We start from the raw sequence: 23,546 nt of genomic DNA, 5'->3' as shown, positions 1-23,546 counted from the left end.
TTGGGGAAGCTGCGGCTTTTTTTATTTTTCCAGATAACGTTTTCCGGCGTCAGTCTTTGACCACCGAGATATCAGGCGCATCAACAGCTTTCATGCCAACCACATGATAACCGGAATCCACATGGTGGGTTTCGCCTGTCACGCCACGAGACATGTCTGACAGGAGATAGAGGCTCGACATGCCCACATCTTCAATCGAGACCGTACGACGCAGCGGTGCATTGTATTCGTTCCATTTCAGGATATAGCGGAAGTCACCAATGCCGGAAGCAGCCAGAGTCTTGATCGGTCCGGCGGAAACGGAATTGACGCGAATACCCTTCTTGCCGAGATCGGCAGCCAGATATTTGACGCTGGCTTCCAGTGCAGCCTTGGCAACGCCCATGACATTGTAGTGCGGCATGACCTTCTCAGCACCATAATAGGTGAGTGTCAGGATGGAGCCACCATCGGTCATCAGTTTTTCCGCACGCTGGGCAACAGCTGTCAGCGAATAACAGGAAATATCGAGTGTCCGGGTGAAGTTCTCAGCCGTAGTGTCCACATAGCGGCCCGTCAGCTCATCCTTGTCTGAGAAGGCAATGGCGTGAACCAGGAAGTCGATCTTGCCCCATTTCTCTTCAAGATTGGCGAAGACTGCATCAATTGTCGCTCCGTCGGTCACATCGCAATGACCGGCCACATGGGCGCCAAGTTGTTCAGCCAGAGGTTCGACCCGCTTGCGCAGCGCATCACCCTGATAGGTAAACGCCAGCTCAGCACCAGCATCGGCACAGGCCTTGGCAATTCCCCAGGCGATCGAACGGTTATTCGCGACCCCCATGATGAGCCCGCGCTTGCCAGCCATCAAACCCTGAACTTCGACCATCTTCATCCTCGTCTTTGACCAGCCCAAACCGTCTGTTGCATGCTCGAGTAAACCGAAACCGCCCCACATGCTGGCGGCTTCCTATGACACAGGAGACGCCGGGCTGCAAGCGCGTGTACGCTTCGTCCTTGATCCCTATCCGACAATTGCCCGATTCGTCCGGCTGCAGCCAGATTGCGACTGTGTTAGCCGATCTGCGGGCCCAGGTGCGGTAAATCTCTGCAACAATTTGTTAAAGCCCTTGAAACCGGCCTGTTCCTGCTTTGGCGCGAGACGCTTATCGGATATGGTCCCGGAAACGCCCAAACTGTCGGAGGCCATGTGACATCCGCATCTCGAACACAGGCTGCACTTGAGGAGTTTATCGCTCTTCTCGGCAGGGACACTGTACTGCTTCCTGATGATGACCAGCACGCTTATCTGGTCGAATGGCGGAATCTCTATCGCGGCAGGACGCCTGCTGTCTTGAGGCCTGACAGCACAGAAGCGGTGGCCCGCATCATCCAGATAGCGAACAACCACAAGGTCCCCCTGGTCCCGCAAGGTGGTAATACAGGGCTGGTTGGTGGCCAGGTCCCATCCGAGGATGGTCAGGAATTCGTTCTCTCGCTTTCCCGTCTGAACCGCATTCGAGAGGTTGATGCATCGGGCAACAGCATGACCGTTGAAGCAGGGGTAACCCTTGAAGCGGTCCAGCAGGCAGCGGAGAATGCCGACCGTCTTTTCCCTCTTTCCCTGGCTTCTCAAGGCACCTGCCAGATTGGCGGCAATCTCTCAACGAATGCAGGCGGCACCGGCGTTCTCGCCTATGGTTCCGCCCGGGATCTGGTTCTCGGGCTGGAAGTGGTCCTGCCAACCGGCGAGATCTGGAACGGACTCCGAAAGCTCCGCAAGGACAATACCGGCTATGATCTGAAGCAGCTGTTTCTCGGTGCAGAGGGAACCCTTGGGATTATTACAGCCGCAGTGCTCAAACTGTTTCCGGCACCGCTTAAGGAAGAAGCAGCCTTTGTTGCGGTTCATTCGCCAGAGGACGCCTTGGCCCTGTTCAATACAGCCCGGGCCCAGGCCGGCACCATGCTGACCGCCTTTGAACTGATGCCGCGGATCGGCGTAGACTTCGCCCTGCGACATCTATCGGACACCCGCGACCCGATAGAGAGGCGCTATCCATGGTACGTGCTGATGAATCTCAGCACCAGTCAGCCGGATGCCTCGCCGCGCCGGCTTATCGAGAGCATTCTTTCAGGCAGGCTTGAGGCCGGGCAGATTGCAGACGCCGCACTTGCAGAATCCTTGCAACATTCACAGGAATTCTGGGCATTGCGACATGGACTATCGGAAGTCCAGAAGCATGAAGGCGGTTCAATCAAGCACGATATCTCAGTTCCGGTTGCCAGCATCCCGGCTTTTCTGAACGAGGCTCTGCCAGCCGTCGAAGCCTTTCTCCCCGGGGCCCGCCCGGTGCCCTTCGGTCACATGGGAGACGGCAATCTGCACTTCAATGTGAGCCAGCCTGTTGGCATGGACAAGGCGGCCTTCCTTGCCCTCTGGGACGACATGAACAGGCTCGTGCATGACATCGTCCTGTCTTATGACGGCTCCATTTCCGCAGAGCATGGCATAGGTCGCCTCAAACGCGACCTTCTGGCTGAGGTCAAGGATCCTCTGGAGCTGGCCATGATGCATCGGCTGAAAGACAGCTTCGACCCGAACCATATTCTCAATCCGGGTCGGGTTCTCAAAACAGACTGAACTGTTCCTGTACGGCGGCATCGGCCTTTGCAATGTCTTCGGTACTGAGCGGCTTCTGCAGGTCCGCATCATCGTGGATGGCCTTGTTGATGCGCTCTCCCACCCGGACAGGGGCAAAGAAATCGTCAGGAGCGGGTCGCGTCATCTCTTTCAGTTCCGAGGGAGAAACCGGGTCAATTCCAAGCCAGGCATCAAACTGATCAGGGTGAATGACGACCGGCTGTCTGTGATGTATAGCGGCCAGCGTCGCATTGGCCTCGGTGGTCAGGATAGCCATTGTATCCATTTCCGTGCCCGCCGCATCACTCCAGGTTTCCCAGATCCCGGCAAAGGCAATCAGGCCTCCCCCTGCCGGTGGCACCCAATAGGGTGTTTTGGTCTTGCCCGACCGCTGCCATTCATAAAATCCGGTTGCCGGGACAAGACAGCGCCGATGCTTATAGGCCGCCCTGAAAGACGGCTTTTCCTCAAGCGTTTCAGATCGCGCATTGATAATCAGGCTCATGGCCGCCGGATCTTTGGCCCATGATGGTACGAACCCCCAGCGCACAAGCTGTCCGGTCCGCTCCTGGCTCTGGCGGTGCACAATGAAAGCCGGTTGGGTCGGGGTAATATTATAGCGGGCGGCCCATTGCGGCTGCTCATCCACCTTGAAGGCCTGTTGAACCTCAAACAGTTCGCTGTTCAGCGCATACCGGCCACACATAGACGGTGCCTCCCGAATTTCCGATCTTTTTTCAAAGAAAAGCGTGAATCGTAACCGATTGGCAACCGTCGAGCGTTAAAATTCTTGGTAAATATGGGGTAAGTGATTGATGGAAAACTCGTTTTCTCAAAATGGCAGTCCGTCAGATTCTGCCGCATCTCTTAACAGAGATGCTCTGACTGCTGCCAATATCAATCCGGATACCTACCTTGCGACTGATTACCTGAATCACTTCAATGAAGTTGTCATGCTGATTGAGATGCTCAGTTCCATGCCGGACTGTGCGGAGGATGTCCTGGGCTGGTCACCGATGACCTATGATGCCTATTTCAAACATTCCCATTTCAAGGACAAGGCCCTTGCCCTTGAAGCCTTCAATCAAGCTTCACACGAAACCAGAGATCGCCTCGACACCGTGGTCGCAGAGATTGACCGGCATATGCTGCAGGTTCTTGAAAACGTGGAAAATGCGGTTCATACCGATGACCCGTCCGCCTTTGACATGATCGCCTTCAAGGTGTCCTCCGAAATTCGTCCGCTCCTGGATCAGGCGAGCAGTGTGATCAACGGGGTTTCCGAGAAAACCGATCCGATGCTGGCCGCCGAGCTGCCGACTGCCCAGGTGGCCGTCGATGCGCTGTTTGACTGAGGTTTGACTATGTCGGTTGCTCCGTCTTCCCAGTCGCACACTTCCGATCTGGCCAATGCCGGTGTGGTTCTCGACACGCCCTATATTGCGCGGTACTTCCCCGGCCAGTCTCCATCGATGATGGCTCTTTCGGCCTGCACAAACGGCATTCCGCTTTCCATGCCCAATCCGCGGTTCAGATATCTGGAACTTGGCTGCGGCAACGGCCTTGGCATTGCGACCCTCGCGGCCAGTTTCCCGCGCGGCATTTTCCATGCTGTCGACATCAATCCGGTGCATATCGACAATGGCGAGCGGCTGAAGGAAAAGGCTGGTCTGAAGAACCTGTTCTTCCACGAAGCCGACTTTTCAGAGGTGATCGGCCAGAGGGACATACGTCCGTTTGACCATATCAGTCTGCATGGCGTTTACAGCTGGGTCGGCGAACCGACCCGCCGCCACATCCGGCAGATCATCCACGAGCTTCTGAAACCGGGCGGCACCTGTAACATCAGTTATAACACCCTGCCGGGCTGGGCCTCTTTCCTGCCGCTGCGCAATCTCTTTGTTCAGGCGGCCAATCGGCATTTCGGCACCACGGCCGAACGCATCCAGAAAGCTTATCAGTCCCTGCGCACCATGATGGAGAACGGCTTCGACTATGCGGATGCGCATCCGGATGCAAAAGCCATCTTTGACGAACTGGCCAACAAGTCACTGAACTATGTTGCCCATGAGTTTTTCAACGATCACTGGCAACCGTTCAGTTTCTCGGAAGTCTCCAACGATTTCTCGAATATCGGCATGTATTATTGTGGCAATACCAAGCTTGACCACAATATGGGCCGGGAGCCTTCCAGCAGCAAACTCCGCCGCTATTCCGACCGTCTTCTGAGTGAGGATCTGCGCTCCATTCAACGACTGGAGAAGCATCGCTCCGATACCTATCTGAATTGCGCGGAACCACCGGCGCTTGAAGATCTTGCCACCAGTCTTGCAGGACTTCAGCTTGGTGCCCTTGCTGATGCCAGCGCAATCAACACCTACGGCCCCCGACCGCTTGATGTCGAGAACACACTGATCATCAACGCCCTTCAGCACCAGACATTGACACTTGCAGACCTCAAGGCTCTGCCAGCCCTTGGCGGCATGTCAATGGATGAGCTGGCTGAGCGGATCAAGTTGCTGATTGTCCAGCGCTGGGTCAGCCCGTTTATCACGGCGCAGACATTCAACCTCCCGGGCAAGGCCTCGGCTTCAGCACAGCTTCAGTATGGTCATGAACTGTCAAAGGTTCTGCTTGGCAAGACACTGTTCCGGGAAGGCCACGTTTATCTGCCTGCACCGGCCACAGGCCTGCCGATCCGGCTCGGATTCACAACGGCTGTGCTGTTGCGGGCGACAGTGGAAGCCGGAGAGGACCAGGCTGTTGTTACCGCAGAACGCCTGATCGCAGAATCCGGCAAAACATGGGTTCAGAATGGTGTTGCCGTGACCGACCAGACAGAGCGGTTGCGGGCGCTGTCTGAAGCCCTGCCACATTTCAAAAGCCTGTGGCTACCCGCCCTGATCCGAAGCGGTGTGGTTCATCCTGAATGACCCGGGACGCATCCTCATCTTCATCTCACTCTGATTCCCCTCGCCCCAAAATGGCGGCCAGTCTCGCTCTCTGGAAAGGGGACGACGTTCTTGTGATACAGCGCGGGAAACCACCTCTTGAAGGGGTCTGGAGCCTGCCTGGCGGTCATGTGGAATTCGGGGAAACTGTGGCGGATGCCGCCCGCCGGGAACTCTTTGAGGAAACCGGCCTCAATTGTGACAACCCGGTCTTTGTCAGGTTGAATGAGGTGATCAGCCGCGGTGATGATGGTCTTCTGAACGCGCATTTTGTTATTGCCGTTCACACCGCTCACTATACGGACGGTACCCTACAGGCGGGCGATGATGCCCAATCTGCCCGCTGGGTTCATCCGGACGAACTGGCAGAGCTGCGCACCACACCGGAACTGAGCCTTCTCATCTCGGAAGCCTCAAAAATCCTCTCCGACTGACGGAACTTTTGACGCTTCTGCTCGGATACCTGACGGAATTTCACGGAGGCTTGAACCGTATTGACCGGCGCCTGTCTTTCCTGACGTCTCAAAATCCATCAGACTCCTGTTTTCTTCTGCTCAATGGAGTCTTGAATGCGCCGACTGATTGCTGCCGGCCTCTTTGTTATCGCAACCCTGTCAGGTGCTGCCACGTCCTACAGTCAGGGCTTCATGACCCATGGCTGGATGACGGATTTCAATGTCTCGTCAGTCGAGATGGACGAAATCGTTTCCGGCGGCCCGCCCCGCGATGGCATTCCCTCCATTGATGACCCCCGGTTTGTATCGGCAACAAGCGAGCAGACAGTCCAGCCGAAAGAACCGGTCATTCGCCTGGAGATCAATGGCGATGTACGCGCCTATCCCCTGCGTATCATGACATGGCACGAAATCGTCAACGACACGGTGGGCGGTGTTCCTGTCGCTGTCACCTATTGCCCGCTCTGCAATTCAGCAATTGCCTTTCAACGGCAGCTTGATGGCGAGAGCGTTGAGTTCGGAACAACGGGCCTTTTACGCAAGTCCGACATGATCATGTATGATCGCAAGACGGAAAGCTGGTGGCAGCAGTTCACCGGCGAGGCCATTGTCGGGAAGAAGACAGGCGATCGGCTGACCATGTTGCCGGTCACGGTTGAATCCTTCGAACTGTTCCGGACAGCCTATCCAAACGGCAAGGTTCTCGTCCCCAACCATGACGGTCTTCGACGCTATGGAGAGAATCCATATGTGAATTATGACAGCCGGGATCGCCCCTATCCGCTGTTCATGGGCAATCTGCCGAGTGATGTGGACCCGATGACCCGTGTGGTCGTTATCAAGGATACAAAAGCGGGACAGCCGAGAGCTGTTACCCTGCCGCGTCTGCGGGAGGACGGTCGCTTGCGCCTGGGCGACGTGGAACTGCGCTGGATTGCAGGTCAGAACTCAGCTCTTGATACAGAAGCGATTGCCGATGGAAAGGATGTCGGCAATGTCACCGCTCTCAGACATAGCGGCAACCGGCAGAGCGCGGTGGTCTATGATGTAACATTCGCCTTCGCCTATCGGGCCTTCCATCCGGATGGTGAATTGCTGAAGTAGTACCAAGCCAAACATACCTTGGTTCTGTCTCTTTGTTTATTTGGCACTTTTCATAGGGCCAAAAATACATCATCCTGTTAAAACTGTGATGAGTTCCGGCTGTTTTGGCCGAAGACTCCTACTGGTTTGACCGGGAGGCGATGATGTCGACGGATCTGAGTGTCAATTTGAATGCGGTGGCAATGCTCCGTAACCGTCGTGACCTGCCATGGCCAAGTGTGACCGGGATGGCACGTATTGTTCTGGATGCCGGGGCCCATGGCATTACCATTCACCCGCGTCCGGATGAGCGTCATATTCGCCGTACCGATGTGTTTGAACTGAATGAGGTTATCCGCTCATACACCTATGGAGACCGGGAATATAATATCGAAGGGTATCCGGACGAGCGCTTCCTGTCTCTTGTGGAAGAGGTGAAACCGGATCAGGTTACACTTGTTCCCGATGATCCCAGCCAGAATACGTCAGACCACGGCTGGGATATTGCCGCCAATCAGGACCTCCTCAAGACGGTTATCTCGCGCCTGAAAACAGGCGGCATGCGGGTTTCCCTGTTTGTGGATGACGACCCGGCCATCGCACTGCTGGCCCGCGATGTTGGAGCGGACCGGGTCGAGCTCTACACCGGTCCTTATGGTGACATGTTTGACGAACAGGAAAAGGCACAGCTGCTAGCCAGACTGGCTGCAACGGCTGAAGCGGCTCGAGCCTGTGGTCTGGATGTGAATGCCGGACATGACCTGACACTGGATAATCTGCCGCCGCTTCTTGCGCGCATTCCCTTTGTCCGGGAAGTCTCTATCGGGCATGGCCTGACAGCGGATGCACTGCTTTATGGCTTTGCTGATGCAACCCGGCGCTATCTGACCTGCTGCACGCCAACGGCCCTCGCGGCTGAATGATGGCATTGCCGACACCAAGCCCTATATTGTCAGGGACGATATAAGGTTATGGTGGCGAGCACGAGCATGGCAGACATTGAAGCAATTCCGTTCGACAACAGCTATGCACGCCTGCCGGACAGGTTTTATGCACGCCTGGCCCCAACCCCTGTGGCCGAGCCTGGGCTGATCCGTCTGAATGAGCCTCTGGCCCGCCATCTGGGCCTTGATCCGGAAAACCTGAAGACATCAGACGGCATTGCCATGCTGGCCGGGAACCACGTACCGGATGGCGCTGCTCCACTGGCCATGGTCTATGCTGGCCACCAGTTTGGCGGCTGGGTCCCGCAACTGGGTGACGGGCGAGCCATCCTTCTGGGAGAACTTATCGGCTCAGATGGCCTGCGCTATGACCTTCAGCTCAAGGGAGCAGGTCGCACACCTTATTCCCGAGGTGGTGATGGACGGGCCTGGCTGGGACCTGTTCTGAGGGAGTATATTCTCTCTGAAGCCATGGCCGCTCTTGGCATTCCGACCACACGTGCACTCGCTGCTGTCACCACAGCTGACCGGGTCATTCGGGAACTGCTTTACCCCGGTGCTGTTCTGACGCGCATTGCCCGCAGTCATCTCCGGGTCGGGACATTTCAGTATTTTGCCGCCCGCCGGGATGATGATGCTCTGATGCGGCTGGCAGACTATGCAATCGACCGGCATGACCCGGACCTGAAACACGTAGAGAACCCCTATCTAGCTCTTCTTGAAGCGGTCGTTCATCGTCAGGCTGAACTGGTCATCCGCTGGCTGTCTGTCGGTTTCATCCACGGGGTGATGAATACCGACAATATGACCATCTCCGGCGAGACGATTGACTATGGCCCCTGCGCTTTCATGGATGCGTACAATCCCGACCGGGTCTTCAGTTCCATCGATCAGTACGGCCGCTATGCCTATCAGCAACAGCCCGCTGTGGCCCAGTGGAACCTGACCCAGCTTGCAACATCACTGCTGCCCCTGATCGATAATGACCGTGATACAGCCGCCACCCTCGCAAAGGATGCACTGGGCCAGTTCTCGGAGCACTTCAACACAGGTTGGGAGCAGGCCCTGCGGCAGAAGATAGGCTTAGCCATTGAAGAGCGTACAGACCTCGACTTGGCTCACCGACTTCTGACACTGATGGCAGAAAATGAGGCCGATTTCACTCTGGTCTTCCGCACGCTCTCGGATCTTGCCATTGAGGCAGACATCACAGCAGATCAGGCGTTTCTTGACCTTTTCAAAGCCCCGCATCGTGCTGTGGAATGGCTGTCCGACTGGCGGCGACGCCTTGGCCAGGAAACACGGTCCGATCTTGAGCGACAGGCCCATATGAAGCGTATCAATCCCGCCTATATTCCGCGCAATCATCGAGTTGAAGACGCTATTCAGGCGGGCCTACGGGATGATTTCACCCCTTTTGAGATCTTAATTGACGTTCTGTCCCGCCCGTTTGATGACCAGCCGGACAAGAAGGCTTATCAGGCACCACCGAAACCGGAAGAGCAGGTCCGCAAAACCTTTTGCGGAACCTGACGTTGACCTTCAGACAGCTGCCCCCCGAGAACCGTCCGGCCCCGTCGGTTTGTCAATGAATGGCGGGTGGATTCCTTCCTGTCCGAACGCTCGGATAACAGCCGGGCGCGTTTCGAAATCTGAAGTCATCCGCTTGAGTGAGGGAAACTCCGCAAGATCAAACACCCATTCCTTCGCGTCGCCATAAAGCTGCACCCAACGCAGAAACAATGCCAGATAGATATCCACCGCAGACAGAGCCTCACCGTAAAGATACGGCCCGGGGCCTGTTTCGTACCGTGTGTTGAGCATGGCAAGGTGTTCAAGGAACCGCGCTCTGGCACGCGAACGAAGGGTCGCAATCATTGTGCCGTCACTGCCAACAAAAATCTGCGGATAGAAGATCTGACGCAGCTCGATGTGAACCGTATTACTCAAGAAGAACAAATACTTGAGGAATTCACTCCGGTTGGCATCACCCAGGCCCGGCCCTAGAACATGATGACGTTCAGACAGTGCCAGAAGGATAGCCGCAGTCTCATGAACGGGTTGCCCATCCATAATGAGAACCGGAATCAGCCCTGCAGGATTGAGTGCGCGATAGGCTTCGCTTTTCTGCTCTTCCACCGCCCGGTCAACCAGGATGTCCTGGTATTCAAGCCCGGCTTCCTCAAGTGCAATACGAACGATAACTGATGCGTTGTCGGGCGCGAAATAAAGCTGATACATCTTCGTTAGTCCGATCTCAGGCCTTTTGGCAACACTCGAGTTGTTCCATTTATTCTGACCCAAAACAAACAGTTTTTTGATTCAGCCTGAAGCAGCAATCACTCTAACGTAACAGCCTCGCATTGGTATTTTGATACCTAAAATTCATAGTATGTCGGGACGAACGAACAATGAGCAAAACCTTTCTTTTATGGAGTAGTCTGGCGCTGGCAGCCACAGGTGTGACAGCCCAGGCTGAAGAAACCAATCCGGTTGACGGAGAAGTCCTCGTCAACAAGCTGAATGGCGTTTTTGGGCGTCATGCAGCAAAACGTGCATCAGGAGCGAAAGGCTTCTGTGCTGCCGGGTATCTTGAACCGACAGCCGAAGCCGGACAGCGCTTCACCTCACCTCTTTTTCAGCCTGGTCAGCATCAGGCCTCCATTCGCTTTTCCAATGGCGGTGGCAACCCTGCATCCGATGACCGTGCGCGATCCACACGCGGCATCGGCGTCAAGATGGAGCTGCCGGATGATGACACCATGGACTGGGCCGGGTCGAACGTCCCCATGTTTGTTGCCAGTACACCGGAAGAATTTGTCGAGTACCTTACGGTTCGCGCCAAAGATCCTGTGACAGGCAAAAAGGACAAGGCTGCGATTGACGCTTACAGCAAGGCCAATCCTCACACGCTGAAGACCGGCAAATACATCAAGGCCCGCCCGGCCCCTGCCAGTGTTGCAAGCACGCCTTACTTCATGATTCACACCTTCTATCTTGAGGGCCAGGACGGCAAGTCCCATCCGGTTCGCTGGGTCTTCCAGCCTGAGGGTGGCTATGTGGGCCTTACAGCGGAACAGGAAAAAACCATGCCGAAGGATTTTCTTGAGGCTGAATTCAAGGGCCGGGTCACTTCTGCACCCGCTCGCTGGTCCATCATGGTTCAGTTCCCCAAAGAGGGAGACCCGCTTAACAATGCTAACATCGCCTGGCCGGATGATCGGGAAACCATGAAAGTCGGAACCCTTGTGGCAAACAGCTACGTTACAAAAGGGTCTGCGAATGACTGCACGGGTCAGGTCTATGATCCGCTTGCACTGCCGGACGGGATTGAACCCTCTGACGATCCGATGCTGGAAGCCCGCAGCTCCTCCTACGCGGTCTCACTGACCCGTCGCAGCGAATAGAACGCTTCAGGAGGACATCCGCTCCAGCATGTCTCCATAAACGCAACCGCCCGCGCTTAAGTGAAAGCGCGGGCGGTTTATCTGTTGCTCAAGGCGATATCCGTCAGGCGGATGTCACCCGCGTAATCGCTGCATCAATTGCATCGACGATTTCGTCCAGATCAGACTTTGTACAGATCAGGGCCGGGCTCAGGCAAAGCGTGTTGTTGTACTCATCAAAGCTGCGATTTGTCGCTCCGATGATAACGCCATTGGCCGCACAGTCTCCCTGGATAGCCTGAGTGACACTTTCATGAACCGGCTTCTTGGTCTCCCGATCTTCAACAAGCTCTGCACCCACAAACAGACCCTTGCCGCGCACATCACCAATAATCGGGTGCTTGTCTTTCAGCTCGTTCAATCGGCCAAGCAGATATTCGCCCATTCTGGTGGTGTTCTCGAGCAGGTTCTCATCTTCGATGATCCGCATGTTCTCGAGTGCGGCCGCAGGTCCTGCCGCGCAACCGCCAAAAGTGGAGATATCACGGAAATAGCTCATTGGATCAGAGGGATCAGCCTTGAATTGCTCAAATACAGCTTCGGTTGTCACTGTGCAGGAAATCGCCGCATAACCGGACGCAACGCCCTTGGCCATGGTGACGATATCCGGCTGAATACCGTAGTGCTGATAGCCGAACCATTTGCCGGTCCGTCCGAGACCACAGACAACTTCATCAATATGCAGCAGGATATCGTACTTGCGGCAGATTTCCTGAACCGTCTCCCAATAACCTTCCGGCGGAGTGATCACACCACCGCCTGCCGTGATCGGCTCAAGAACAATGGCTCCGACCGTATCCGGCCCTTCCCTCAGGATCACATCTTCAATGGCTCTTGCAGCCCGAACACCATAGTCAGCCACATCACCATACTGGGAGCGATATTCGCAGCAATGGGGCACCTCGACGAAGCCCGGCGTGAACGGGCCATATTGCCCTTTACGCTGAGGCTGTCCGGTTGAACTGAGACAGGCAATGGTCGTGCCGTGATAATCACGTTCCCGATAGAGGATCTTATGCTTCCTGCCGCCATATTTGTTGTGAGCAATCTGACGGACAATCTTGTAAGCTTTCTCGTTGGCTTCTGAGCCGGAGTTGGAAAAATAGACCCGGCTCATCCCCGGCATCTTGTCAATCAGAGCCTTGGCAAAATTGGCACCAGGGACATTGCCTGCGGAATTGGCGAAATAGTTCAGCTTGACCAGCTGGTCACGCACCGCATCTGCAATGCTTTCGCGGCCATAGCCCACATTGACCGTCCAGACACCGCCGGAGACCGCATCAAGGTGCTCTTTGCCTGTTGCGTCCCAGACACGCATGCCCTTGCCTTCAATGATCATCAGAGGATCAACGGTCTCATACTTCTTGTGCTGGCTCAGATGGTGCCAGACATGTGCCCGGTCATTCTCGATGACTTCGGAAAAATCATTGTATCCGTCAGAACGTTCCATTGTGATTTCCTAACCCGTCTGCGCAGCCGTCGAAACGTACGGCTGGCATCCAATCCTTGGCATCTATCAGTCCATAGAGATTTCGGGAAAGGAAGGCCCCAGTTGGGCCCATTCAATGGTGCCAATTTGGCAGGTTGGGTGGATACAGATCTTTCACAGAACCTTTAATAACAAAAATAACTGTCATAATAGATTTAATATCAATCTCCGCGAACTGCGATCAGGCATTCTTTCAGCAGCGCCACCCGGGCGGGGCGGAAACTGTCTTTTGTAACAGACAGTTGCTGTATGCGATCAACCCGGAAGGCACGAAAAGCTGAACGCAGGAGACACCAGGCCAGGAGCATCTGGGCGCGATCCAGATAGACAATGGACAATGGCTTGATCATCCGTCTGGTCTCACGCCCATGCCCATCTGAGTAGCCAATCTCGACAATCATCTCATCCCACATAGCAGCCCGGAGCGCGGCTATATCGATCCGCACCTCCGGGCGCGGCGCAAAGCGTTTGGCGTGAAGCACCGAGTGTTCCAGTCGATGCCTCACATGATCCGGCAGGCTGGCCTTCAGCTTGGCAAGGGCACTGCCGGCAGCAGCTGCAAGGCTTTCGTCGCCCACCTCCCCCACTTCCCGGAGACCAAGCACCAGGGCTTCGGTTTCCTCACGACTGAACATCAGGGGCGGCAGAGCCGGGTCCTCGATCAGCACATAACCATATCCCGCCTCCCCGTCGATGACAGCGCCGGACTGCCGCAGGGTTTCAATGTCGCGATAAACTGATCGGAGCGATATGCCCAGTTCCGAGGCCAGATCCTGGCCACGAACCGGGCTGGGGAGCATCCGGAGCAAATGCATGAGCTGGAGCAGGCGTGTGGTTCGTGACATAGTTTTGAATATGTAATTCTCTACTGACAGAAAGTGTCAGCATAAACCAGCTATCCAGAACGCAGAAGAGGATTGAGGAAACGATCATGATGAAACTTATTGTATTTCGTCCCGCCTTTGGTGAGATGTCCGGCAGCCCCTTTTGCGTCAAGGCGGCCTGCATGCTCAAACTGGCAGGGGTCGACTGGGAGGTTTCCTACCTGGATGACCCTCGAAAGATGCCAAAGGCCAAGCTTCCCGTTCTGGATGATAACGGCACACTGATCCCGGACAGTGATCAGATCCGCGACTATCTGGAACAGCGTACCGGCATTGATTTTGATGCCGGGCTGACACCTTCACAACGGGCCACGGGCCGTGCTGTCATCCGCATGGTGGAAGAGCATCTCTATTTCGCCGTTCTCAGTGACCGCTGGATGGGAGATGCGAGCTGGGAACACATCAAGGCCACCTTCTTTGCGCATCTGCCCTTCCCGCTCAGTCTGTTTCTGCCGGGCCTCATCCGTAAGGATGTGTTCAAGCAGGCCAGAGCCCAGGGCATGGGTCGCCACTCGGAAGAAGAACGGCTTGACCGCGCCCGGCATGACATCGATGCCATCCGCGATCTCCTTGCTGACAAGCCGTTCCTGTTCGGCGAGACGCCATCAGCAGCTGATATAACCGTGGTGACCATGCTGAGCACAATGGCCGGTTTCCCGGAGCGCACCGCACTCAGCAGGCTTGTCGCCGATGACCCTCTCCTGATGGATTATGTCAAACGTGGCAGGGCAACATTCTATCCGGAATAGAGTGATGGGGCTGAGCCCCATCAAACCCGTTCAACGCAACCTTGCTCTACTGGGCAGACCAGGCCAACGGCCAGGTTTCAGGCGCCTCTTCACGCCCATCGCAGTCCAGCTTTTCCCGATATTCCAGAATGCGGAATTCCAGCGCCTCGCCCTCTGTCGCCACAAGCTGATAGCGGGCGAAGACGCCGCAATCGCCAACACCGCGGCTCAATTCGGTTGTGGTCAGAATACCGGTTTTCGTGTCCATCTGCGCCAGCATGGCATCATATTTGTCAGAGCCATGAAGCGCTGGCGGCTGTTGCAGGGGCAGGAAGACAAAATGCTTGGGATTGCTGTTGGTTACGACAGCAAACACCGATGCCCCTTGATAAGCACCGGAGAAACAGGGCACCTGCCACAGGGTGAGAGCGCTTGAAATCTCGTAGCTGCTGCCAAAGGGAGGCGTCGCATCCAGATCGCAAAGATTATAGAGTTCGTTGCGCACGCCCTGCCTTACAGGCCTGGGAATATAACGCAGATCATCGAATGTCTGCTCTGCGCCGAGAGAAATAGCGTCAGCCACTGAGTACCCCGCCGGAGTACTGGATACACCTGATGCACTTTTGGCATCCGCTCCAGTATCCTGGCTGCCCGGACATCCCATAATGCCTTCCGCATTGACCCGGAACGGCTGTTTCTTTGAGCGGTAAATCGTGACATCTGCTTTGGTAATCCGCGTCACACGGCCCGTATCTTCCGCTTCGAAAACCTCCACATGGGCCGCGGTTGAACCGTTCGCATCCTTGTAGAAGCTGTTACGGGCCACATTGCCAACCTGTTCGAAATCCTCGGCACGGCGTTCCAGTTCATAGAACTTGCCACTGGTTTTCACCCAGGCTGGAAGCGGAGCACCATCCCCGCCGAACGGCATGAAGAACACATAGGCATATTTATTCTTCTCCGGGTTACGTCCCCGCTGCCAGAGCGCGAACCGGCAGCCATCGAACCCCTCAAGGTCCTTTGTGCCGAACAATTGCACATTCATCTTGATGCCTTCTGCAGAAGCCGCCTCTGCAAGGCCCAGGAAAGCAAGCGCGCTGATGAGCGTTCTGAAACCCGTTCTGATCATATTTCACTCCCTTTTTTACCACCATGCCGCATTCCTCCGATCTTGACCACCGGTCTTTGCCTCTTGACCCTCCCAGGAAAGAAAAGCACGGTCTTTTCTGCTTACTCATACGGGGAATCAATGGCCACAGCATCAAAAGACCGCCGCGCCTGGCAGCGCATGTTATCGGGGAGACGACTGGACCTTCTCGACCCGTCTCCGCTTGATGTGGAGATAGAGGACATTGCCCATGGCCTGGCGCGCGTGGCCCGCTGGAACGGACAGACACACGGAGACAGCGCCTTTTCTGTCGCCCAGCATTCCGTGCTGGTGGATGCAATTGCCTGCGATCTGAAACCGGACTGGCCGATAAAATGGCAACTGGCCACACTGCTGCATGACGGACCCGAATATGTGATCGGAGATATGATCTCACCGTTCAAGGCGGTTGTCGGCGGTGGCTACAAGGCTGTGGAAGACCGGCTGCAATCTGCCATTCACCTCCGGTTTGCCCTGCCAGCCAGTCTGCCACAGGTGGTCAAGAGCCATATCAAACGGGCCGACCATATCTCAGCCTATCTTGAAGCGACGCAACTGGCAGGCTTTGCCGAGACTGAGGCAGCAAAACTGTTTGGCAGACCGCGGGGCATCAACCCGGATCGCTACAGGCTTGACCCCCTGCCCTCTGGCCAGGCTCAAGCCGCTTTCCTTGAACGGTTCCACAGTCTCCTGAAGGCCATGGGTCAGGAGCGTTCATCGTGACGGCTTCCTCAAACAGGCAGATCGTTGTCTGTCCCCTGTCCAGGCTGGCGCAGACCGCTGAACAGTATCGCCCTGCTCGCATGCTGTCTCTTGTGAGCGAGGGAACGCTTGTGGAACGACCGCAGCACCTGACGGACGCAGATCATCTGACCCTGTCCTTCAACGACATCACCAGCCCGACGCCCGGCCTTGTCTTTGCCAGTGACGAGCATATGACGGCACTGCTTGAGTTCATCCGAGACTGGTATGAGACAGGAAGTCAGACAGGGCCACTGCTGGTTCATTGCTGGGCTGGCGTGTCCCGCTCCACAGCCGGGGCATATATCGTAGCCAATCTTCTCAACCCGGACAAGGATGAGGAAACCCTGGCACAGATGTTGAGAAACAGGTCCCCCTCTGCCACCCCCAACGCTCATCTGGTCCGGCTGGCCGATGGTCGCCTAGGCCGGAACGGCCGCATGATACGGGCCATAGAGCGGATCGGGCGCGGTGCCGATTGCTTTGAGGGTGAAGTCTTCACACTTCCGGCAGGAGATCCTGATGGCACTTCCTGTTGAGATTGGCCTGAATGCTGCCATCGTCACCGTAAGGGACGGACAACCGCATATTCTGGCCGCTCCTCCTGCAGATGAGACATCCTCATCAGACACCGCCCTGCCCTTCGGGCCGTTCAATCCTCTTGAGCACAGAACCCTTGAAACCGGCCTCCGGGCCTGGGTGGCTGAACAGACCGCTCTGCCGCTCGGTTATGTGGAGCAGCTCTATACGTTCGGGGACCGGGGACGACATGCCATTTCCGCGGAGGCGGAACACCATATGGTCTCTGTCGGTTATCTCGCACTGACACGTTACTCTGATGAGACCTCAACAAGTGCTCTTGCGCATGGCGCACAATGGCAGCCCTGGTACCGGTATTTCCCCTGGGAGGACTGGCGGAATGGCCGCCCGAAAATTCTGGACCAGGTCATCCTTCCTAAGCTTGAAGAGTGGAGCAGCCAGCCACCATCAACCGACCAGCCTCCCCGCGCGCTCGGGCGAGCCCAACGGCTGGCATTGGCCTTCGGGTCAGACACGATCGCCTTTGATGAAGAACGTGTCCTAGAGCGTTACGAGCTGCTGTATGAAGCCGGTCTAGTGGATGAGGCCGTACGCGACGGACGACCGGTTGCCATCGACCGCGAGGATCGCCCGGATCTCGGACACAGCATGCAGCATGACCACAGGCGCATTCTGGCCACAGCCATGGCCCGTCTCCGCAGCAAGCTGAAATACAGACCTGTCGTGTTCGAGCTGATGCCGGAGGCCTTTACCCTGACTGAGCTGCAGCAGATTGTGGAATCCATTTCAGGACGCGTTCTGCACAAACAGAATTTCAGACGCCTGGTGGAGAACACCGAGCTGGTGGAACCAACAGGCCAGACATCCACAGCCACCGGCGGGCGGCCTGCAGCCCTCTTTCAGTTCCGGTCCCCGGTTCTGGCTGAACGCCCTGCTCCCGGCCTCAGGGTGTAAGCACTCTCAGCCTCCTGAAATACCACCTGAAATCTCGCGGCGGTCCCTCTTTACCGCTGATAACAGCAGGGTGATTGATTGTGCCCAAAGCGTGATGGGATGTGACGTCTCTCCCCCTCCTCACGCCCGTCGATTTGGGCTAAGGCTGCTATCCACGTTTTGGAACAAACGGTTTAGGAACAGCCCATGTCCGGCCTTTGCCTGCGCCTGGATCCATTCGGATCCAGCTTTGCATTTCGGGACTGTGCCGATCTGGCGGAAGCCTTCCGCCGGATTTTTCTGGGCTGGCCTGTGGAACTGCGCCGTGAATCGTCATCCGATCAGCCGGGCGTTATTTTCCGGCAATCTGCTGGTCAGTATTTTTGGGAAACGCCCCTGCCTGGTCAGCCTTCAGGATCCATGCCTGCGCTTGGGATTCTCCCCGCAGCCAGACCCCTTAAAGTCCTGTCTGACTTCCATGACGATCTTCTTGACTGGGTTCATTATTGCCTGTCCGATCAGCTGATCCTGGAAACATCGGCGCTGGAGACACGGCATGGTGTGATCCTGCTGGTATCATCGCCAGAGCACCGCAGCGCAACGGAAAGACTGTGCATCCAGTTCGCCCGCATCGGCGGACGTATTTTTGGCACCCACGCCGTGCGCCTGTCCCACCACCTGAGAACAGCCAGCGCCCTGGGTCTGCAACCGAGGGAACAGACCGATCTGACGGGTTCCGGCCTATCCCGGTCTATGGCCCAGTCTATAGCCCGATCCGGCTATCAGACACTGAATGAGCGACGCCTGGCCGGTTATGGTGAAACACGCCCTCTGCTGGGGTTTGTCAGTCTGGAGCAGAAGCAGAACAGCAAGGCCAGTCTCAGCCCCGGGAATGTCGGACGAATGATCAGGCTGCTTACCCGCCAGATGGATCATCGCGGCCCGGGCCCGGACCGGCTTGTCTCTGTTTTAAGCCAGCAGAACAGCCTGCAGACTGCAACTCTGTCCTACACGGATATGACAGAGGCCGCCGAACTTCTGGCCCGCCAATACGGCCTGCCCCGGCAGACATCACAGCCCCTGTGCGGCTGGGTGCCGGATGAACGACAACCCGCCACGTCTGTGCCGTCCCTCTATACAAAACCGGGCACAACACTGATTGCGCCCGGTTTCTGATCGCCAACTCTCTCGCCCATCAGGCGAATTCAATACCATTCTCAGCCATGGGCAGACTGGTCACCCAGCGACCCGTGGCGTCATGGATGGCATTGGCAAGGGCAGGCCCTGCCGGTGGCAGGCCAGGTTCCCCGACACCGGTCGGTGGTTCAGTTGACGGGATGATGTGAACCTCGACATCGGGCATATCGCTCATGCGCAGAGGCTCATAGTCAGGGAAGTTATCCTGATCGACCACACCGTCAGTGAGTGTAATGGCATTTCGCATTACGGCACCAAGACCATAACCGACGCCACCCTCCATCTGGGCACGAATGACATCCGGATTCACAGGTACACCGCAATCAACCGCGCAGGTGACCTTGTCAATCCGAATGGCACCATCATCATTCAGTGAGACATCCACAACGTGGGCCACATAGGAGTTGAAAGACTTGTGGACCGCAATGCCGCGCCCCTTGCCTTCCGGCACAGCCTGTCCCCACCCGGAGGCCTCCGCCGCCTTTTTGAGAACACCGGCCAGACGCTGATGGTCTTTGCTCCCGCCAGACAGATAGTCCAGCCGGAATTCAACAGGGTCCCGCCCAGCCTTATGCGCAGCCATATCCATCAACACTTCCATCGCATAGGCGTTATGGGTGTGCCCAACGGCCCGCCACCAGAGAACCGGCATCCTGCTTTCCGCGTCCGACAGACCGACAGAGAAATTCGGCAGGTCATAAGGCGAATTGCCCACACCTTCGACAGAGGTTTCATCAATGCCGTCATGCACCAGAACAGCCTCGAACGGTGTTCCCTTCAGGATAGACTTGGCCGCAATGCGATGGTCCCAACCGGTAATCCTGCCAGCCTCATCAAGGCCGATCCGGGCGCGATGGGCCGCCATGGGCCGGTAGTAACCGCCACGAATGTCATCCTCACGGGTCCAGACCAGTTTCACCGGTGTCTTGCCGCCAAGAGCTGCAAAGGCAAAGGCCGCATCAGCCTGATAATCGGACGTAGGCGTGGCCCGGCGTCCGAATGAGCCACCTGCATAAACCGTCTTGATCTCGACCTGCTCGGGCTTGAGACCGAGAATTGCGGCAATTGTCGGGTGGGTAATGGCAGGAAACTGGCAGCCATCATGAACCCTGACACCATTTTCCGTTGGCTCAATGACGCAATTGAGCGGCTCCATCGGGGCATGCGCCAGATTGGGGAAGATGAATTCGGCATCCACATGAGACGATGCTCCGGCCACTGCCGCTTCGACAGTCTTGGCATCACTCCCCTTGCGCCCCTGATGCTGTGGGGTATCCAGCAGATCCTTGTGATGGGCTATCAGGGCGTCTGAACTGCGTGTCTCGGCATTGCTGTCATCCCAGTCCGCTGTGATGACGTCACGAGCCTTGATGGCTGCCCAGGTGGATTTGGCATAGACGGCGACACCCGTCTTGTTTGCAAGTGCCTTTGCACCAATGAAGCCCGGCATGCTCGCCGCTTCTGAGCTGTCAAAGGACTTGAGTACGGCCCCGAAACGCGGGGCATGCAGCACCACGGCATAGACCATGCCGGGAACGGTCACATCCATGGCAAATGTCGCCGTGCCATTGGTCTTGGAGGCACTGTCCTTGCGGGGAATATGATCCTTGCCGATCAGCCGGAATGCGGAGGGATCCTTGAGGGCCGGTTCACTCTTCGGGGTCAGCTTTGCTGCATCCTGAATGAACGCACCGAACGAGGCTTTTCTGTCGCCTGCGCTCATAACACCCTTCTCGATATGGATATCTGATGGCGCAACAGCCCAGCGTTTTGCAGCCGCCTGTACAAGCACATCACGCGCAGCCGCACCGGCCTGCCTGTACTGCATGAAGGAATTGGCAATGGCCGTGGAGCCGCCGGTTCCCTGGCTACCAAACAGCAGATTGGCGTAGCGGTTATTATCCGAGGGGGCAAAGTCCACAGTCAGGCTGTCCCAGTCCGCATCCAGTTCTTCAGCGACCAGAGTGGACAGGCCGGTTGTTGTGCCCTGCCCCATTTCGAAATGCTTGATGATAACGGTGACAACACCATCTTCTGAAATCCTGACGAACGGATTCAGCACCGTGCTTTCAGAACTGGCCGCCAGAACGCCGGATGGCGAGACACCAACGAAGAGGGCCGCACCCAGACCGGCTGCACCCTTCAGAAAACCGCGACGATTGGTATGAACTGTCATGGATCAGGCCTCCAGCTTGTCGGCAGCATGATGAATAGCCGCGCGAATGCGGTGATAGGTGGCACACCGGCAGGCATTGCCCGACATGGCTTCATCAATGTCGGCATCACTGGGTTTCGGGTTCTCGCTTAAAAGCGCGACTGCACTCATGATCTGGCCGGACTGGCAATAGCCGCACTGGACCACATCAAGATCGCGCCAGGCTGACTGGACAGCATTTGCCACCGGGCTGTTGATGCCTTCGATGGTTGTTATATTTGTGCCAGCCACATCTTCCAGCGCTGTAGAACAGGACCGCATCGGTTCCCCATCCACATGCACGGTGCAGGCACCACATGCGGCAACACCGCAGCCAAACTTTGTACCCGTCAACCCCAACTCGTCACGAATAACCCAGAGCAGCGGCGTGTCCGGCGCTGCTTCCACGACAACTGACTTGCCGTTCAGATTCAATGTCGTCGTCATCACGACCACTCCCGTCTCTCTTGGATGACCAGACTGGTTTCCCGTTGCAGCCTGGTGAGCTTAATGTAAACTGTACGGTGTAGTTTACAAGTGCCCTGCGTCATTTTTTTGAACATTACGGGGCGTCGTTACCGCGCGGCACCTGAAAGAGGGGCTTGAAACCTGGGAGAAATGGAATATTACCAAAGGAATGAGCGAACTGAGTGGCAAACGACGGCAGATCATAGAGGGTGCCGTTGCAGAATTTCAGGAACACGGGTTTTCAGGCGTCAGCATGGACCGTGTTGCCGCGCGTGCGAATGTGTCGAAGCGTACGGTCTACAATCATTTCGACAGCAAGGAAGCCCTGTTTCGCGCCATCCTTGATATCATGCTCGAGGCCTGTAGCGAGGCCTTCACAGTAAGCTACATTCCGGGAGAACCCATCCAGGATCAGCTTGTGAAACTGGGCTGGGCCGAGGGCCAGCTGCTCACATCACGGGATTTCATGAAACTGGCCCGCATGGTGGTTGGCGAGACCATGCGCGATCCTGATCTCGCTGCCGAGATGAACCGGAAGATGGACCACATGTCCATGTTCAACCGGTTCATGGAAGCCGCAATTGCGGATACGGCACTTGATGCGGAGAATGCCGAGCTGGTTGCAACCCAGTTTGTCGGTCTGATCAAGGCCCAGGCTTTCTGGCCAATGGTTTTCTCAGACGACATCATCTCGCGCGAGGAGATGGATGTTCTGATCGACGACAGTGTTGATATGATCCTGAGTCGCTACGGGAAGTAGATCCTAAGTTTCAAGCGATTCTGCGCACTCCCGGGATAGTCCTGATCAGGGCCTGGATCTGATCGTCATTCATCAGACAGCAGGCCGTTGAAAGGCCATCAGCAAGGGCGGCGCTCGGTGCTGTAAGGCTGACTTGCGTTTGCGGCAGGGTCTGCCACCCCTGACCGGGGACAAGGATATGGCCGATGCCTTTTTCCGCATCAATCAGCGTGCCGAGTGGTGCAGACGTCGCCAGAGCCTCGTCCTTCAGGCTGACACGCCGCACAGTCCTGTTGCCAATTATCCTGCCCGTTTTCTTGTCAGTTTCATTATCTGGCGCGAGGCCAACACGCCAGTCCGAGCCATCCGGGTGATGACCTGATGCGCGTATCTCACCCATATCCACAAGCGTATCTGTATAACCAAAACGGCTCAGAAGTTCTGTAATCCGATCTGTGATGCAACCCTGCGCAATGCCGTTCAGGGTGATGGACATACGCGGTTTTGCAAAGGTGACCCTGTCCGGTGCGACCGAGACCATGGAGAGGTCATGAACCCGGTCTGTTTCGGCTTGATACCCCTCAGCCAATGCCTTCCAGTCTGATTGAACCGTTGGGTCGAAGCGGCCGCCTGTCATCTGCCAGAGCGTCCGGGATAGGCCCAGCAAACGCACGAGATCCAGATCAGGCGCATCAAGAAAGCCCTGCCGGTTCAGACGTGAGACCTGGCTCTCTCCCCTATAAAGGCTGAAGACATTCTCCAGCCGTTCAAGCTCGGCCCTGCAGGCCTTCAGAGCAGCTCGCGCCTTCGCTTCATCCCTGTGGGCGAACTGCAAGGATGCTTCCGCTCCAAGGCTTGATCCCTGCCAGGAATAAAGGCTGCGGTCCTCACGGGCTGAGGCAAGACCCGGCCCTGCCATCGCACTTGTAAAACCTGCGGTGATGGTCAGGAAGCGTCTGCGTGTTGGCTGGTTCATTGTCATCC

At 56.4% G+C, this 23,546-nt stretch carries 23 protein-coding genes; 14 read left to right on the top strand and 9 right to left on the bottom strand.

Going from position 1 to position 23,546, the window contains the following annotated elements:
• Positions 1–49: 49 nt before the first annotated feature.
• Positions 50–868 carry an enoyl-ACP reductase FabI gene (gene fabI / locus RA157_RS09965; protein WP_350332971.1) on the bottom strand — a complete coding sequence of 273 codons (819 nt, stop codon included), beginning with the start codon at positions 866–868 and terminating at the stop codon, positions 50–52.
• A 321-nt stretch (positions 869–1,189) separates the two neighbouring features.
• Here fabI and RA157_RS09960 point away from each other — a divergent pair, with 321 nt between their 5' ends.
• Positions 1,190–2,623 (top strand): FAD-binding oxidoreductase, encoded by a 1,434-nt coding sequence (locus RA157_RS09960; protein ID WP_434058439.1) that lies wholly within the window; start codon positions 1,190–1,192, stop codon positions 2,621–2,623.
• Here RA157_RS09960 and RA157_RS09955 read toward each other — a convergent pair.
• Positions 2,610–3,329, bottom strand: a complete 720-nt coding sequence (locus RA157_RS09955; RefSeq protein ID WP_350332970.1) for an SOS response-associated peptidase — start codon at positions 3,327–3,329, stop codon at positions 2,610–2,612. The two genes, RA157_RS09960 and RA157_RS09955, sit on opposite strands and share 14 nt — an antisense overlap.
• A 109-nt stretch (positions 3,330–3,438) precedes the next feature.
• Here RA157_RS09955 and RA157_RS09950 point away from each other — a divergent pair, with 109 nt between their 5' ends.
• The 6 genes from RA157_RS09950 to RA157_RS09925 all read left to right on the top strand — a co-directional run bounded on the left by RA157_RS09950 (position 3,439) and on the right by RA157_RS09925 (position 9,589).
• Positions 3,439–3,978 (top strand): hypothetical protein, encoded by a 540-nt coding sequence (locus RA157_RS09950; RefSeq protein WP_350332969.1) that lies wholly within the window; start codon positions 3,439–3,441, stop codon positions 3,976–3,978.
• Between the two features lie 9 nt (positions 3,979–3,987).
• The gene (locus RA157_RS09945; RefSeq protein ID WP_350332968.1) at positions 3,988–5,556 is read left to right on the top strand and encodes a methyltransferase; all 1,569 of its coding nucleotides are present in this window, start codon (positions 3,988–3,990) and stop codon (positions 5,554–5,556) included.
• Complete coding sequence (locus tag RA157_RS09940) at positions 5,553–6,008, top strand: NUDIX hydrolase (protein WP_350332967.1); 456 nt, start codon at positions 5,553–5,555, stop codon at positions 6,006–6,008. The genes RA157_RS09945 and RA157_RS09940 overlap by 4 nt, the downstream gene beginning before the upstream one ends.
• A 135-nt stretch (positions 6,009–6,143) precedes the next feature.
• A complete protein-coding gene (locus RA157_RS09935; protein ID WP_350332966.1) occupies positions 6,144–7,133 on the top strand; it encodes a DUF3179 domain-containing protein in 990 nt (329 codons plus the stop codon).
• 143 nt (positions 7,134–7,276) lie between these two features.
• A complete protein-coding gene (locus RA157_RS09930) occupies positions 7,277–8,035 on the top strand; it encodes a pyridoxine 5'-phosphate synthase (protein WP_350336187.1) in 759 nt (252 codons plus the stop codon).
• A 66-nt stretch (positions 8,036–8,101) separates the two neighbouring features.
• Positions 8,102–9,589 (top strand): protein adenylyltransferase SelO, encoded by a 1,488-nt coding sequence (locus RA157_RS09925; RefSeq protein WP_350332965.1) that lies wholly within the window; start codon positions 8,102–8,104, stop codon positions 9,587–9,589.
• A gap of 9 nt (positions 9,590–9,598) precedes the next feature.
• Here the strand turns inward: RA157_RS09925 and RA157_RS09920 are convergent, their stop codons facing one another.
• Entirely contained in the window at positions 9,599–10,297 is a 699-nt protein-coding gene (locus tag RA157_RS09920; protein ID WP_350332964.1) for a glutathione S-transferase family protein, read from the bottom strand.
• A 170-nt stretch (positions 10,298–10,467) separates the two neighbouring features.
• Here RA157_RS09920 and RA157_RS09915 point away from each other — a divergent pair, with 170 nt between their 5' ends.
• Positions 10,468–11,463: a catalase family peroxidase gene (locus RA157_RS09915; RefSeq protein ID WP_350332963.1), complete on the top strand. Its 996-nt coding sequence runs from the start codon at positions 10,468–10,470 to the stop codon at positions 11,461–11,463.
• A 103-nt stretch (positions 11,464–11,566) separates the two neighbouring features.
• Here the strand turns inward: RA157_RS09915 and RA157_RS09910 are convergent, their stop codons facing one another.
• On the bottom strand, positions 11,567–12,952 hold the full coding sequence (locus RA157_RS09910) for an aminotransferase family protein (protein ID WP_350332962.1): 1,386 nt from the start codon (positions 12,950–12,952) through the stop codon (positions 11,567–11,569).
• A 200-nt stretch (positions 12,953–13,152) separates the two neighbouring features.
• Entirely contained in the window at positions 13,153–13,836 is a 684-nt protein-coding gene (locus tag RA157_RS09905) for a helix-turn-helix transcriptional regulator (protein ID WP_350332961.1), read from the bottom strand.
• Between the two features lie 86 nt (positions 13,837–13,922).
• Here RA157_RS09905 and RA157_RS09900 point away from each other — a divergent pair, with 86 nt between their 5' ends.
• Entirely contained in the window at positions 13,923–14,624 is a 702-nt protein-coding gene (locus RA157_RS09900; protein ID WP_350332960.1) for a glutathione S-transferase family protein, read from the top strand.
• 46 nt (positions 14,625–14,670) lie between these two features.
• Here the strand turns inward: RA157_RS09900 and RA157_RS09895 are convergent, their stop codons facing one another.
• On the bottom strand, positions 14,671–15,732 hold the full coding sequence (locus tag RA157_RS09895; RefSeq protein ID WP_350332959.1) for a DUF1176 domain-containing protein: 1,062 nt from the start codon (positions 15,730–15,732) through the stop codon (positions 14,671–14,673).
• 120 nt (positions 15,733–15,852) lie between these two features.
• On the opposite strand from RA157_RS09895, the gene RA157_RS09890 reads away from it, so the two are divergent.
• The 4 genes from RA157_RS09890 (at position 15,853) to RA157_RS09875 (ending at position 19,140) form a co-directional block, all read left to right on the top strand.
• Positions 15,853–16,473, top strand: coding sequence for an HD domain-containing protein (locus RA157_RS09890; protein ID WP_350332958.1), 621 nt, complete (start codon positions 15,853–15,855; stop codon positions 16,471–16,473).
• Positions 16,470–17,030: a tyrosine phosphatase family protein gene (locus tag RA157_RS09885; protein ID WP_350332957.1), complete on the top strand. Its 561-nt coding sequence runs from the start codon at positions 16,470–16,472 to the stop codon at positions 17,028–17,030. The genes RA157_RS09890 and RA157_RS09885 overlap by 4 nt, the downstream gene beginning before the upstream one ends.
• Positions 17,014–17,985 carry an NUDIX hydrolase gene (locus RA157_RS09880; RefSeq protein ID WP_350332956.1) on the top strand — a complete coding sequence of 324 codons (972 nt, stop codon included), beginning with the start codon at positions 17,014–17,016 and terminating at the stop codon, positions 17,983–17,985. The genes RA157_RS09885 and RA157_RS09880 overlap by 17 nt, the downstream gene beginning before the upstream one ends.
• 186 nt (positions 17,986–18,171) lie before the next feature.
• Entirely contained in the window at positions 18,172–19,140 is a 969-nt protein-coding gene (locus tag RA157_RS09875) for a hypothetical protein (RefSeq protein WP_350332955.1), read from the top strand.
• A 19-nt stretch (positions 19,141–19,159) separates the two neighbouring features.
• On the opposite strand, the gene RA157_RS09870 is transcribed toward RA157_RS09875, so the two are convergent.
• Together RA157_RS09870 and RA157_RS09865 are read right to left on the bottom strand one after the other, a co-directional pair.
• Positions 19,160–21,337, bottom strand: coding sequence for a xanthine dehydrogenase family protein molybdopterin-binding subunit (locus RA157_RS09870; protein WP_350332954.1), 2,178 nt, complete (start codon positions 21,335–21,337; stop codon positions 19,160–19,162).
• Positions 21,338–21,340: 3 nt separating this feature from the next.
• Entirely contained in the window at positions 21,341–21,802 is a 462-nt protein-coding gene (locus tag RA157_RS09865) for a (2Fe-2S)-binding protein (RefSeq protein WP_350332953.1), read from the bottom strand.
• A gap of 190 nt (positions 21,803–21,992) precedes the next feature.
• Between RA157_RS09865 and RA157_RS09860 the strand changes: the two genes are divergently transcribed.
• Positions 21,993–22,583 carry a TetR/AcrR family transcriptional regulator gene (locus RA157_RS09860; RefSeq protein WP_350332952.1) on the top strand — a complete coding sequence of 197 codons (591 nt, stop codon included), beginning with the start codon at positions 21,993–21,995 and terminating at the stop codon, positions 22,581–22,583.
• 10 nt (positions 22,584–22,593) lie between these two features.
• Here RA157_RS09860 and RA157_RS09855 read toward each other — a convergent pair whose 3' ends face one another.
• On the bottom strand, positions 22,594–23,538 hold the full coding sequence (locus tag RA157_RS09855; RefSeq protein WP_350332951.1) for an FAD:protein FMN transferase: 945 nt from the start codon (positions 23,536–23,538) through the stop codon (positions 22,594–22,596).
• Positions 23,539–23,546 lie beyond the last annotated feature (8 nt).

This window comes from Coralliovum pocilloporae (assembly GCF_030845175.1).
GTDB classification, from domain to species: domain Bacteria; phylum Pseudomonadota; class Alphaproteobacteria; order Rhizobiales; family Cohaesibacteraceae; genus Coralliovum; species Coralliovum pocilloporae.
The sequence above is the reverse complement of the archived record's forward strand: the minus strand, read 5'-3'. Positions and strand labels throughout refer to the sequence as shown.

Excerpts from the sequence above, each read along its gene's own strand:
- RA157_RS09920 (WP_350332964.1), bottom strand. The coding sequence starts at position 10,297 with ATGTATCAGCTTTATTTCGCGCCCGACAACGCATCAGTTATCGTTCGT.
- RA157_RS09930 (WP_350336187.1), top strand. The coding sequence starts at position 7,277 with ATGTCGACGGATCTGAGTGTCAATTTGAATGCGGTGGCAATGCTCCGT.
- RA157_RS09935 (WP_350332966.1), top strand. The coding sequence starts at position 6,144 with ATGCGCCGACTGATTGCTGCCGGCCTCTTTGTTATCGCAACCCTGTCA.
- RA157_RS09945 (WP_350332968.1), top strand. The coding sequence starts at position 3,988 with ATGTCGGTTGCTCCGTCTTCCCAGTCGCACACTTCCGATCTGGCCAAT.
- RA157_RS09875 (WP_350332955.1), top strand. The coding sequence starts at position 18,172 with ATGTCCGGCCTTTGCCTGCGCCTGGATCCATTCGGATCCAGCTTTGCA.
- fabI (WP_350332971.1), bottom strand. The coding sequence starts at position 868 with ATGGTCGAAGTTCAGGGTTTGATGGCTGGCAAGCGCGGGCTCATCATG.
- RA157_RS09865 (WP_350332953.1), bottom strand. The coding sequence starts at position 21,802 with ATGACGACGACATTGAATCTGAACGGCAAGTCAGTTGTCGTGGAAGCA.
- RA157_RS09870 (WP_350332954.1), bottom strand. The coding sequence starts at position 21,337 with ATGACAGTTCATACCAATCGTCGCGGTTTTCTGAAGGGTGCAGCCGGT.
- RA157_RS09895 (WP_350332959.1), bottom strand. The coding sequence starts at position 15,732 with ATGATCAGAACGGGTTTCAGAACGCTCATCAGCGCGCTTGCTTTCCTG.
- RA157_RS09860 (WP_350332952.1), top strand. The coding sequence starts at position 21,993 with ATGAGCGAACTGAGTGGCAAACGACGGCAGATCATAGAGGGTGCCGTT.
- RA157_RS09940 (WP_350332967.1), top strand. The coding sequence starts at position 5,553 with ATGACCCGGGACGCATCCTCATCTTCATCTCACTCTGATTCCCCTCGC.
- RA157_RS09950 (WP_350332969.1), top strand. The coding sequence starts at position 3,439 with ATGGAAAACTCGTTTTCTCAAAATGGCAGTCCGTCAGATTCTGCCGCA.
- RA157_RS09925 (WP_350332965.1), top strand. The coding sequence starts at position 8,102 with ATGGCAGACATTGAAGCAATTCCGTTCGACAACAGCTATGCACGCCTG.
- RA157_RS09905 (WP_350332961.1), bottom strand. The coding sequence starts at position 13,836 with ATGTCACGAACCACACGCCTGCTCCAGCTCATGCATTTGCTCCGGATG.
- RA157_RS09900 (WP_350332960.1), top strand. The coding sequence starts at position 13,923 with ATGATGAAACTTATTGTATTTCGTCCCGCCTTTGGTGAGATGTCCGGC.
- RA157_RS09880 (WP_350332956.1), top strand. The coding sequence starts at position 17,014 with ATGGCACTTCCTGTTGAGATTGGCCTGAATGCTGCCATCGTCACCGTA.
- RA157_RS09855 (WP_350332951.1), bottom strand. The coding sequence starts at position 23,538 with ATGAACCAGCCAACACGCAGACGCTTCCTGACCATCACCGCAGGTTTT.
- RA157_RS09910 (WP_350332962.1), bottom strand. The coding sequence starts at position 12,952 with ATGGAACGTTCTGACGGATACAATGATTTTTCCGAAGTCATCGAGAAT.
- RA157_RS09955 (WP_350332970.1), bottom strand. The coding sequence starts at position 3,329 with ATGTGTGGCCGGTATGCGCTGAACAGCGAACTGTTTGAGGTTCAACAG.
- RA157_RS09890 (WP_350332958.1), top strand. The coding sequence starts at position 15,853 with ATGGCCACAGCATCAAAAGACCGCCGCGCCTGGCAGCGCATGTTATCG.
- RA157_RS09915 (WP_350332963.1), top strand. The coding sequence starts at position 10,468 with ATGAGCAAAACCTTTCTTTTATGGAGTAGTCTGGCGCTGGCAGCCACA.